Source organism: Flavobacterium anhuiense (assembly GCF_900101855.1).
GTDB lineage: Bacteria > Bacteroidota > Bacteroidia > Flavobacteriales > Flavobacteriaceae > Flavobacterium > Flavobacterium anhuiense.
This window is the reverse complement of the sequence record NZ_FMVC01000002.1, coordinates 737,131-749,230: the sequence shown is the minus strand read 5'-3', so window position 1 is coordinate 749,230 and position 12,100 is coordinate 737,131. Positions and strand designations below refer to the sequence as shown.

Below are 12,100 nucleotides of genomic sequence, written 5' to 3'. Positions count from 1 at the left end.
TTATTAAAGAAAAATATCACTATGCCTGAAGACAGCATTGAACACATTAATTTTGAAGAAATAAGCAATCTGGCAATTTCCAAGCCTTTAGTTTCCCATATCTACACCGCCGATCCTTCGGCGCATGTATTCAACGGAAAGATTTACATTTATCCGTCGCACGACATCGATGCGGGGATTCCATTTAATGACAACGGCGACCATTTCGGAATGGAGGATTACCATGTCTTTTCGATGGAGGACATTTCATCGGAAGCTGTCGACAATGGGGTTGCCTTGCATGTTGATGACGTTGCCTGGGCCGAAAAGCAGATGTGGGCGCCCGATGCCGCGCATAAGAACGGAAAGTATTATCTGTATTTCCCTGCCAAACGCGCCAGCGGAATTTTCCAGATCGGCGTAGCGGTTTCAGACTCGCCAGTCGGACCTTTTGTTCCTGAAAAGGACGCCATAAAAGGCAGCTACAGCATCGATCCTGCGGTCTTTGAAGATGAAGATGGGAAACATTACATCTATTTTGGGGGAATCTGGGGCGGACAGCTTCAGAAATACCGCAATAATGAATATCATGAAAACAACGAAGAGCCTCTTGCGGACGAAAAAGCCTTAGGGCCGATTGTGGCTTTGTTAAGAGACGATATGCTCGAGTTCGCTGAAGAGCCGAGAGAAATCCAGATTTTGGACGAAAACGGAAATGGGCTTCTGGCAGGGGATAATGCGCGCCGTTTTTTTGAAGCTTCGTGGGTGCACAAATACAACGGAAAATACTACTTCTCGTATTCGACAGGAGACACGCATTTCATCTGCTATGCAATCGGAGACAGTCCGTACGGGCCATTTACGTATCAGGGAAGAATCCTGAATCCGGTGATAGGCTGGACATCGCACCATTCGATCTGCGAAGTGGAAGGCGAGTGGTATCTATTCTACCATGATTCGAGCCTTTCAAAAGGCGTGACGCATTTGAGAAGCATGAAGGTTACCAAAATCGACTATCTGGAAGACGGTTCGATTGTTACGATCGATCCCTACGGAATAAGAAGATTATTTGATTAAGATTTTTGTAAAAAAAATTTCATAAATATTACAATCGGTTGCGTTTGTTTTAGCCGTGCTGTTTGTCATTGCGAGGAACGAAGCATTCACATTTGTTAAATCCAGATCGGAGTGGGGATATTTGTTTCTGGCAATGACAAGGTTTACGATTAAAGTTCTTCTGAAACCGTTACGCGTGAGGGATAGAAGCGGAAAGCCCAGAGCCTGACGAAGGAAGTGCGAGGACTTGCAACGGATAGCCTCCCGATAGTTATCGGGACAAGCACACACCCAAAATATTGAAATATAGAATTTTAAAAACTTAACATAATTAATATAAAAGACAATTTTTTATAAAAGAATTTTACTTACTTTAGCATAACAGAACGGAACAGAACGGTATGCTAAAAGAAGAAGAAAAATTTGAGTTTATAATCAATCACGAAAGTGATATTCCAAAGTACCAGCAGTTGGTTGACGGAATTACGAATGCTATTGCGGAGAATATTTTACAAAAGGGAGAATTACTGCCTTCTGTTAATGTGATCTGCAAGACCTATCAGCTTTCGAGAGATACGGTTTTTAAGGCGTATTCGATTTTAAAAGATCAAAATGTAATTGATTCTGTGCCAAATAAAGGCTATTATGTGGCGGGCGAAACGAGGAAAGTGCTTTTGGTTTTGGATACGTTTAAGGCTTATAAAGAGGTTTTATATCATTCGTTTGTGAACAATTTGCCGGATAATGTGATTACAGATGTGCAATTTCATCATTATAATATTGATGTTTTTAAAACGATCATCAATAACGGAATCGGGAAGTATTACAAATATGTGGTGATGAATTTTGATCACAAGGATATTGCTCCAGCATTATCGGCGATTTCTAAAGAAAAACTGCTTTTAATAGATTGGAATATTCAGGCTGATAAAACGAATAATTACATTTTTCAGGATTTTGGAAAAGCGTTTTATGAGTCTTTGACAGAGGCTGTGAATTTGTTTAAAAAGTATAAAAAGATACAGTTTGTATATCCTGATTTTACAAATCATCCGTGGGAAACGGTAGAATATTTCAATAAATTCTGTGCTGATTTTGGTTTTGAATATGAAGTAATAACCGATCCAAAGAAGTTCAGCATCGAAAAAGGAATTGCCTACATCAGCGTAAGCGACAGGATTTTGGGGCACTTTTTAGAGCAATGCAAAGAGAAAGATTTTGAGCCAGGGAAAGACGTAGGATTTTTATCTTACAACGAAACCCCGATGAAGAAATTTATATACAAAGGAATTTCGGTTGTTTCAACTGATTTTAAAGAAATGGGAACCAAAGCAGCGGCATTTATTACGCATGACGAAGAAACGCAGTGTTATGTGCCGACAAAATTAATAATAAGAGAATCATTATAAGTATGTATTATATCGGTTATGATATTGGAAGTTCTTCTGTCAAGGCAGCCTTGGTAGAAGCAGAAACAGGTAAAAAAGTAATCGTTTTGAATGAACCTCAGAACGAAATGGAAATCCTTTCGATTCACCCAGACTGGGCCGAGCAGGACCCTGAAATCTGGTGGCAGCACATTTGTACGGCGACTAAAAGAGCGATTAAGGAGGCAAATGTTGATGCATCGAAAATTCAAGGAATTGGTATTTCGTACCAAATGCACGGATTAGTGATTGTAGACAAAGAAGGCGCTCCGTTAAGAAATTCTATTATTTGGTGTGACAGTCGTGCGGTTGAAATTGGAAATAAGGCTTTCGCCGAAATTGGAGAAGAGAAATGCATGTCGCATTTATTGAATTCGCCAGGAAATTTTACTGCTTCGAAACTGAAATGGGTAAAGGAAAACGAACCAGCAGTTTACAATAAAATTGCTAAATATATGCTTCCGGGAGATTACATCGCTTTGAAATTGACAGGCGAAGTAACAACTACCAAAAATGGTTTGTCTGAAGGAATGCTTTGGGATTACAAAGAAAATAAAGTAGCCGACTGGCTTTTAGAATATTACGGAATTGATACAAAATTAACTCCAAAAATTGTAGAAAACTTTACAAACCAAGGAGTTGTTACTGAAAAAGCTTCAAAAGAATCTGGATTGCCAGCAGGAATTCCCATTGTGTACAGAGCGGGAGATCAACCTAATAATGCGCTGTCATTAAATGTATTGAATCCAGGAGAAGTGGCGGCTACGGGAGGAACTTCTGGGGTTTTTTATGCGGTAAGCGAAGCATCTTCTGGAAAAAGCACAAGGGTGAACAATTTTGTTCACGTAAACTATGAACTGGAAACGCAAAGAGTGGGTAAACTTTTGAATATCAACGGAGCGGGAATTCAATACAGATGGCTTCGTAATAATATGGGCAACGAAAGTTATGAAGCAATGAATGAAAAAGCTTCAAATATTGAAATTGGATCAGAAGGAGTAGTTGTGATTCCGTTTGGAAATGGTGCTGAACGTATGTTCAACAATAAAACAATCGGAACTCATTTCTTGAACCTCAACTTAAATATTCACAACAGCGCTCATTTGTTTAGAGCTTCTCTTGAAGGAATTGCTTTTTCGTTTGTATACGGAATGGAATGTTTGAAAGACGATAACGCAACCATCAATGTAATTAGAGCTGGAAATGACAATCTTTTCCGTTCGGAGATTTTCTCAAATACTGTGGCGACTTTAATTGGTCACGAAATCGAAATTTACAATACAACTGGAGCTGTTGGCGCAGCCAGAGCAGTTGGTTTAAAAGATGGAGATTACAGCAAATTTGGAGCGAATGTTAGTGACAACGACCATGTAATGACGTTTTTACCATTGCACAACAAAGAACCGTATGAAGCTGCTTATAAAAAATGGAAACAAGAATTAGAATTAATATTAACAAATAAATAAAAAGATAAAATGATAGTTTTAGGAGATAAAGAATACTACAAAGGTATTGGCCAAATTAAATTTGAAGGAAAGGAATCTGATAATCCGTTGGCATTTAAATATTATAATCCAGACCAAGTTGTAGCTGGAAAAACAATGCGTGAGCACTTTAAATTTGCTATCGCTTATTGGCATACTTTCTGCGGACAAGGAAGCGATCCATTCGGACCAGGAACTCAAAATTTTGCTTGGGATGCTTCATCAGATCCGTATCAAGCGGCAAAAGATAAAGCAGATGCTGCTTTTGAATTCATCAGCAAAATGGGATTCGATTATTTCTGTTTCCACGATTACGATTTGATTAACGAAGGTCCAACTTTCGCAGAATCAGAGAAACGTTTGGCATTCATTACAGATTACTTAAAACAGAAAAAAGCAGAATCTGGAATTAAATTGCTTTGGGGAACTTCAAACTGTTTCTCAAACCCAAGATTCATGAACGGAGCCGCTACAAATCCAGATTTTAATGTAGTGGCAAGAGCTGGTGGGCAGGTAAAATTAGCTTTGGATGCAACAATCGCTTTAGGTGGAGAAAACTATGTATTCTGGGGAGGTAGAGAAGGTTATATGTCTTTACTAAACACAGATATGGGAAGAGAATTAGACCACATGGCGCAATTCTTGGCAATGTCTAGAGACTACGCAAGAGCACAAGGTTTTAAAGGAACTTTCTTCATTGAGCCAAAACCAATGGAGCCATCTAAACACCAATACGATTTTGACTCGGCTACAGCAATCGGATTCTTGAAAGAATACGGTTTAGATAAAGATTTCAAAATCAATATCGAGGTAAACCACGCTACTTTGGCACAACATACCTTTCAACATGAGTTAGAAGTTGCTGCAAAAGCGGGAATGTTAGGAAGTATCGATGCCAACAGAGGAGATTACCAAAACGGATGGGATACAGACCAGTTCCCAAATAACATTCAGGAAACTACTGAGGCTATGTTGGTTTTCTTAAAAGCTGGAGGATTGCAAGGTGGAGGAGTTAACTTTGATGCTAAAATCAGAAGAAACTCAACAGATTTAGAAGATGTTTTCTTAGCGCACATTGGTGGAGCTGATACTTTTGCAAGAGCATTACTGACTGCAGATAAAATTATCACATCTTCTCCTTACGAGAAATTAAGAAAAGAAAGATACAGCTCTTTTGATTCTGGAAAAGGTAAAGATTTCGAAAACGGAAAATTAAACCTTAAAGATCTTTATGATATTGCAAACCAAAATGGAGAATTAACGCTTCAAAGCGGTAAACAAGAATTGTTTGAAAATATCATCAACCAATATATTTAATTGGTTTAGATTTTAATATCAAACCTAACAGCCTCGATGCATGGGGACTGTTAGGTTTTTCAAAACTATTTAGTGAGACAGAAAATCTAAAACTTTGAAAATGTGTATTAAGATTATGGCTTATTTCCATTGAGATTTGAAAAAAATAGATTTAAGGTTTAGTTGCTGTTTTTTGAAAATCAAAACGAATAAAAGGTCAGTTTGATAAAATAATAAGAGGATATTTTTTTATTGAAGGTTTTTTGAAGAATAGAATCAATCGAAATGCACATTTTAACTCACTAGAATTTATACGCACTGCAGTGCATCTCTACAATTAACTACAAATCAAAAAAACTTATGAAATTTTTTATTGACACTGCCAATCTTCAGGATATTGAAGAAGCGCAGGCTTTAGGTGTTTTAGACGGCGTAACCACCAATCCGTCTTTAATGGCAAAAGAAGGTATTACGGGAAAAGAAAATATTTTAAATCACTATCTGGCTATTTGCAATATTGTAGACGGTGATGTTTCGGCTGAGGTAATCTCGACAGACTTTGAAGGAATGGTAAGAGAAGGCGAGGAATTAGCCGCTTTGCATCCGCAAATCGTTGTAAAATTGCCTATGATAGGAGACGGTGTAAAAGCTTGCAAATATTTTTCCTCAAAAGGAATTCGTACCAATGTGACTCTAGTTTTTTCTGCTGGTCAGGCTTTATTGGCTGCAAAAGCTGGAGCAACTTATGTTTCTCCGTTTTTAGGAAGATTAGATGACGTTTCTACAGACGGAATGAATCTAATTGCCGAAATAAGAGAAATCTACGATAATTATAATTATCAAACCCAAATCCTTTCGGCATCTGTAAGACACACGATGCATATTATCAATTGCGCTAAAATAGGATCAGATGTTATGACTGGACCATTATCGGCGATTAAAGGATTATTGAAACATCCATTAACAGATATTGGATTGAAACAGTTTGTTGAAGATGCTAAAAAGATGAATTTATAGTGTTTTTTATTTCCTTTTTTATAGTTTTTAAGGCTCTCTTCTTGTTTTTTAGAAGGGAGTTTTTTTATTTAGACATTAAGAAAACCTCCAAAATCAATTTGATTTTAGAGGTTTATTTTTCTACATGAAATTTTGGATCAATTGTAATGAGAAGCTTTTTAAAAAGCATTATTAAGCGATTACGAATTGATTTAAGAATTAGTGTCATAGCGTCAAAGTTTTCGACTTCTTTTTTAGTCTTTATTGCAATGATATTACTGATTATGGAGATTCCGTCACTAACAATAAGCAAGTCCATTACGACAGTTACGAACCAATTAAAGTTATAATTAAGGCCCTTACTCATCAATGCTAAAGCGGTTGGAATTAATAAGACAGCTAGTTTGGAAACAAATCCAACAGCCAATTTTTTGAAAGTAAAATGATTATTTAGGACAATGGTTTTGGTAACACCTAAAAAAGTATCCATTATCATTAAATAAAATAATATTTTGACAATTCCAGTATCCATCTCTAAGTACATAAAAATTACGTACAGTAGTAGTTTTAGTTGGTCTGTGTATTCTGATATTTTTTGCATTTCTTTGTTTTTAGAAGGTCTTTTTGGGTTTAGTTAAGAAATCTTTTGGGGTTAACGACCCCAAAAGATTATAAATCAGTTTTTTTAAGAAGATCTACCTGTTACTGTGACTGTATTACTATAACCAGACACATATTCATTATGATTAATTCTAATTTGATATGAATATGTTACCCCATTAGATAATTTATCATAAAAAAAAGTATCCGTTGATCTTTGTAAAAGCATAGGAGTACCACCATTTATGCTGCGAAATAATTCATAAGTTATAGCTCCTGAATCAATATAATTAGGCCATTGAAGCGTCATGGTTTCTCCTCCATAATAAGCATATTGTAATGTAGGTACTGTGGGAGTAGGTACTGGACTTGTAGTTGCATTTGTGCTTGCAGGATCAGAAATATTATCAGCAGCATCTTTTGCTTTAACTTGGAAACTATAAGCTGTATTGGGAGATAATCCTGTAACATTGTAGGTAAGAGAGTCTTTTCCTAGTTCAGCTAAAAGAGTATTGCCATTGTCTTTATAAATAAGATAACCAGTAACACCAACATTATCAGTGGACGCATTCCAGTTTAAAGTTAAAGTTGTAGTTCCAATGTTTGAAGCAGTTAAGCTAGTTGGACTTGTTGGTTTTTGGGTATCACTTAAATTTCCAGTATACTCTATGAAATGGACAACTCGGTATGGGTTCATAAGAGAAAAAGGCAATCCTCCTCCAGTCGAGCCAGAAGTTTCGGAAACATTTGATCCAAGTGGATTATCATCACTTCTTGTTTGGTATCCTCTGCCAGAAATAGCTTTATCATAACTATGTGTATGTGGTGGGATTTCATTAATTGTTAAAGTTTTTTGTTTATTACCACCATAATTTAATAAAGTATTAAATGTAGAGTCATTTGTATCTAATCCAATAGGCATTCTTCCTCTTAAAGGAACATATTCTTCCCAACCTTCAGGAAATGGAGCCGGCTTGCCCCACAACGCAATCATTCCAATTGGGACTGCTGTAGCTGGTCTTTTTTCTAAAGTTTCAATACGGTCAATTAAAGATGAAAGCAAAGTGCTATTTTTAACAACTTGATTTTGATTATTTACTGCTAATAAATAATCACTTGAAGATCCTAGGTTTAAATTATTCAAATATAATTGATGAGTACCAAGATTCAAATCTCCCTGCATGGCTTTTGAGCCGTTTAAAGGAAGATAAGAATCATAAATATAATTTATGTCACTTTTTGCTTGATTAATATCTCCTTCAATTGCAAAAATGTCAGCAGTATTATTATCAATTTTAAGATTTATAGATTTTAGGATCTGGTCAATTGCCTGCATGCTTTTTACAGCTTCAAAAGTATTTAGATCATAATAGTTTATGGTTTCTTTATCATTTGTTGATGGAGTTCCTATGGTACTTACGTATTCTGCTTGATAATCAGTGTAAGCTGTTTGAGAAGTTCCGTCACCATAAATTAAATTTGTGATTGTTCTGGTGGTTTTTAAAAAATTAGTTATGGCTCCAATAATAGGATATAGAATTCCTTCTCCATCTTGATGAATGACAGCCCAGCCTTGTTTTCCATTTTGAGCATGTGCTATAATATAATTTTTATCTGGTAGAATGCTTAAATGTCTTTTTATAGCTTCGTACAATTCAGATCTATAAGCCGTTTGAAGTCTTTCTAATGTTTCCTGCTCAAGAGGAAAACCTCCAGGATGACTAAAATTTACTTGTTTCATTTTTTATTATTTATAAGATGTAGATGTATTGTTTTTATTCTTCGAGTTGTTTTTTTACGGAATAACAATAACTTTCATAACTTTTTCCAGCTAGTTTATAGAAGTTAAGAAGATTGTGATATTCGGCCGAAATGACATTAATTGCTTCGGTTTGCTGAATAAGAGAATTTCCGTTTGTGTCAGCCACTATAGTTTGATTTTCAATTAAATTTGCGGGAATAAAAACCCTGAAATTGGCATAAGAAATTTTGGTATAATCTTCTCTATGAGCTAAATAAATAGGTTTTTTGTCTTTGTTTTTATACTCATCATTTCTAAAAATTTTAAATAACGGAAGTCTTATATCTCCTCTAACTTTAATTCCATCTTCTCGAGTTTTGTCTGGATTATAATATTCTTTATGGAGATATAAATATTGTAAAGAGGGTTTGATAGATTCATCTATATAAATTAATCCTTCTTGTCGTTTTTCTTCGATGCTGGAATTTGGATTGTAATTTTTTGTGATATTAAAAGTCTCATTTAGTACTTTTTCCAGATAAATAACCTGTCCAGTATGCTGCATTTTATAAAGAATATCTTCATATAAGGAATGAAGCGGACTAAGCAAAACATCAAGCCAATCGAAATGTGTTTTTTTTCTAAGAATAGGGGGAATAAGCCACAAAAGAAGTTTTTCCCACTTTAAAACGGTGTATTTATTCATTGTAAAAGTATTTGGCTATTGTTTGTCTCTGTAAAAAGTATATGGGATATAGTTGACTTCAATCTCTAGAGTTTCCAAATCAAAGTATCCAGCTTTAGGGACGAAATATTCAATTGGAGTAACATCTTTTAAACTAGGATTTTCAGTGTCATTAGGATTTTTCGCAATAGAAGTCTCAACCTTACTCAAGATTGGGATTTTAATGCCTTCAGCCTTTTGAATAGAATCAATTAAGTACGTTTTGACAAATGCACCGTTGAATTCGATATTTTTAAGATGTTCTTTTATAGAATCAATGACAGGAAATATGGTTCGGTCTAAAATTAATGATCCGTTTAAGTCTGAAACAGTTCCGTGGTTATTTATTTTCTCGATTTCTTCGGCAGTTAGATCTCTTTTCAAACTTTTTAGTTGGTAGTATTCAATATCTTTTGGATCAATATAGATGCTTAAAGGATCTACATAAACATTTAGGTTTAATTTTAAGATGTCACCATCATCAGAAGTAATATAAACCTGATTTCCTGCATCCTTAATTTTAGCAATGTATTCTTTGAAGGCAAAAAGTTCATTTGGAACATCAATTCTAGAAATAGCATCTCCTTTTTGAGTTGCTACTTTTATAAAAACGACTCCAACCTTATTATGAAAATAATCAGAAAAAATTTCTGTTATTTCTTTATCAGGGTCGAGTACTGTTTCCAAATCAATTTCACTTACGGCGCAGTGTTTTATAATTTTAGATTCTTCAATTTGAGCTTCAGAAAGATTTGTAGTATCAAATTGATACAAACCATCTTTCCAAATCAAAGACATTCCATTACTGGAGTTTGGGTCTAATGGAGAACCATAATGAAAATTTAAAGCCTGTTCGCGATACCAGTTTAATGTATGCGGTCGAGATATTAAGGCATTTTTTTCTACTATTTTTTCATGTACCCAAATAGCCGTCGCTACGATATTTGTCCAAAGTCCCCAAATGCTTGTTTTTGAGTTGCTATTTAAGCCGTTGAGGGAGCTTTGCTTCTTTTTTTCAATCAGAATTTCGTTCTGAATTTCAGCAATTGTACGTGCCATATTTTATTTTTAGATATAGTTTAGCCTGTAAGACATGTGTAATATGCTTATAGATAATTGTTTTACGATTTTTGGTAAGTACTACAGAGATGTAGTTTTCGTTTTAGAGATTTCTAAAAGAGAGAATCTGAATCAATGTAATTCTGAGAATTTAAACTCAGAATTTAAAGTGGAAGATTTTAATAAATGATAAAATCATCTTCAATAATCATGTAATCAATTCCAGAGAAATTATCCAGTAGATATTGTTCTTCGTCTGTAATAGCTGTCGCAGGGTTTAGGTTTCTTGAATTATAGTATTCAACAATGTCTTTTTTAAAGGCTTCTCTTCCTGTTTTTAAATCCTTGTAAACAGAAAGATCTTCTGTAAGGTCAAATTGGTCATTGTCTTCTAAAATGTCAAATACTTTCTCTATGCTTCCATATTCTTGTAGAGAAATGTCAAAAATGTTTTGATTTTCTTGTGGTTTAATAGTTTCCATCGATTTTAATGTTTTGCAAATCGTTGACATCTAACGTTTTTACGTGAAATTTGTCATACGATAATTGTTTGTCTATTTCGTTTTCTAATCGTAGTCTGGAGGTTGCCTCCGAACTGTTGATGTATTTTTTAATTCCTACACCAAGAATTGGAAATTCTTTATAACTTCCTTTTTGGCTTAGCAGTAAATGTTCTATGTTTTGCTGATCTGAATCTTTAATAGCGAAGTCTCCGCCTTGAATTAGTAGATCTTCATCTATGATAAAATCTTTCATATTTTGTTACTGTTTAAGGGATTGTTTGTTAAAAATGTGTGTGGATTTTCCTTTGAATTTGCGCGCCATCTTCATCGGATTTGATACTGTAAAAATACATCATGCTTCTGCCTTAATCAAGATTTTTGAGCTTCAGATTCTGTAGTTTCAGTAAGATGTTTTTATTGTATTTCAGTGAGTTAAGAGCGTTTTGTGACAAAACTGATAATGATTTCAAAAATCAATTTTAGGATATTGTTTTTAAAAGCATTTAATTTAATTTTTGATATTCCGGCAGTTTGCAATGCTTGAAGTGAAATTAAATCTACCTGACTTTTTAAGAGCCATTCTAGTTCTTCTTCATTAATTCCTTCATTGGCATAAAGAATAGTCCACCGTTCCAGTTTTTCGGCAGATGTTTCTAAAAAAGTTTTCAAATCCTTTTCCAATCCAGGTTTAAAATCTTTATAACTTTCTGCTATAAGAAGCCGTACTTTTTCTTTTATTTCTTGTACTAAATTATTGGTGTTCATTTTCTAAGAGTTAAGATTGATTAGTTCTAAAAGCTGTTCTTTTGATTCTTTATCTTTGTTGATTTCATATTGAATAAGCAGATCGAGAGCGCTTAAAATTTGTTTTTTAGATTCATCAATAAAAAGAGGAGACAAAACTTCTTTACTTTCCCAACGTTTAAAGAACCCTGCTAAGAGATTTTTTTCCTTATTACTAAGAACTTGCCACATCGCAAAAGTAATTTCATTATTAGGCTTATTCTTTTCATATTCTTGCAGTTTTTCAATTTCTAGAAAAAGGGCTTCAACCTCTTGTTTGTGATTTTGATAAGGCATAGCAGCTTTATCCATAATTTTAATTGCTTCCACTTTAATTTCCGTTGTTTTTTGATACGAATAAGAATCGAATAAAGCAGTTCTGGTTGAATCACAAGAAGTTGTAATGAAAGAGAGAGCAATTAAAAAAGCAAGTTGTTTTAAATGTTTCATAT

Annotated in this window: 13 protein-coding genes; 5 read left to right on the top strand and 8 right to left on the bottom strand. The window is 34.6% G+C overall.

Going from position 1 to position 12,100, the window contains the following annotated elements; all coding sequences use genetic code 11:
* Positions 1-21: 21 nt before the first annotated feature.
* The 5 genes from BLP44_RS07835 to fsa all read left to right on the top strand — a co-directional run bounded on the left by BLP44_RS07835 (position 22) and on the right by fsa (position 6,259).
* Complete coding sequence (locus BLP44_RS07835) at positions 22-1,056, top strand: glycoside hydrolase family 43 protein (protein WP_091131298.1); 1,035 nt, start codon at positions 22-24, stop codon at positions 1,054-1,056.
* A 380-nt stretch (positions 1,057-1,436) separates the two neighbouring features.
* Positions 1,437-2,444, top strand: coding sequence for a GntR family transcriptional regulator (locus BLP44_RS07830; protein WP_091131294.1), 1,008 nt, complete (start codon positions 1,437-1,439; stop codon positions 2,442-2,444).
* A 2-nt stretch (positions 2,445-2,446) separates the two neighbouring features.
* Positions 2,447-3,928, top strand: coding sequence for a xylulokinase (locus BLP44_RS07825; RefSeq protein ID WP_091131290.1), 1,482 nt, complete (start codon positions 2,447-2,449; stop codon positions 3,926-3,928).
* A 9-nt stretch (positions 3,929-3,937) separates the two neighbouring features.
* Positions 3,938-5,263 (top strand): xylose isomerase, encoded by a 1,326-nt coding sequence (xylA, locus tag BLP44_RS07820; RefSeq protein WP_091131286.1) that lies wholly within the window; start codon positions 3,938-3,940, stop codon positions 5,261-5,263.
* A gap of 339 nt (positions 5,264-5,602) precedes the next feature.
* Positions 5,603-6,259 carry a fructose-6-phosphate aldolase gene (gene fsa, locus BLP44_RS07815; RefSeq protein ID WP_008461919.1) on the top strand — a complete coding sequence of 219 codons (657 nt, stop codon included), beginning with the start codon at positions 5,603-5,605 and terminating at the stop codon, positions 6,257-6,259.
* A 112-nt stretch (positions 6,260-6,371) separates the two neighbouring features.
* On the opposite strand, the gene BLP44_RS07810 is transcribed toward fsa, so the two are convergent.
* The 8 genes from BLP44_RS07810 to BLP44_RS07775 form a co-directional block, all read right to left on the bottom strand.
* Entirely contained in the window at positions 6,372-6,839 is a 468-nt protein-coding gene (locus BLP44_RS07810) for a phage holin family protein (RefSeq protein ID WP_008461921.1), read from the bottom strand.
* An 84-nt stretch (positions 6,840-6,923) separates the two neighbouring features.
* Positions 6,924-8,579, bottom strand: a complete 1,656-nt coding sequence (locus BLP44_RS07805; protein ID WP_211516876.1) for a fibronectin type III domain-containing protein — start codon at positions 8,577-8,579, stop codon at positions 6,924-6,926.
* Between the two features lie 34 nt (positions 8,580-8,613).
* Positions 8,614-9,285 carry a hypothetical protein gene (locus BLP44_RS07800; protein ID WP_091131283.1) on the bottom strand — a complete coding sequence of 224 codons (672 nt, stop codon included), beginning with the start codon at positions 9,283-9,285 and terminating at the stop codon, positions 8,614-8,616.
* A 15-nt stretch (positions 9,286-9,300) separates the two neighbouring features.
* Positions 9,301-10,362: a hypothetical protein gene (locus BLP44_RS07795; RefSeq protein WP_091131280.1), complete on the bottom strand. Its 1,062-nt coding sequence runs from the start codon at positions 10,360-10,362 to the stop codon at positions 9,301-9,303.
* A gap of 179 nt (positions 10,363-10,541) precedes the next feature.
* The gene (locus BLP44_RS07790) at positions 10,542-10,844 is read right to left on the bottom strand and encodes a hypothetical protein (RefSeq protein ID WP_008461928.1); all 303 of its coding nucleotides are present in this window, start codon (positions 10,842-10,844) and stop codon (positions 10,542-10,544) included.
* Entirely contained in the window at positions 10,831-11,118 is a 288-nt protein-coding gene (locus BLP44_RS07785) for a hypothetical protein (RefSeq protein ID WP_091131276.1), read from the bottom strand. Before BLP44_RS07785 ends, BLP44_RS07790 begins: the two co-directional genes overlap by 14 nt.
* 179 nt (positions 11,119-11,297) lie before the next feature.
* Positions 11,298-11,630, bottom strand: coding sequence for a hypothetical protein (locus tag BLP44_RS07780; protein ID WP_091131272.1), 333 nt, complete (start codon positions 11,628-11,630; stop codon positions 11,298-11,300).
* A gap of 3 nt (positions 11,631-11,633) precedes the next feature.
* Positions 11,634-12,098 carry a hypothetical protein gene (locus BLP44_RS07775; protein ID WP_091131268.1) on the bottom strand — a complete coding sequence of 155 codons (465 nt, stop codon included), beginning with the start codon at positions 12,096-12,098 and terminating at the stop codon, positions 11,634-11,636.
* Positions 12,099-12,100: the final 2 nt, after the last annotated feature.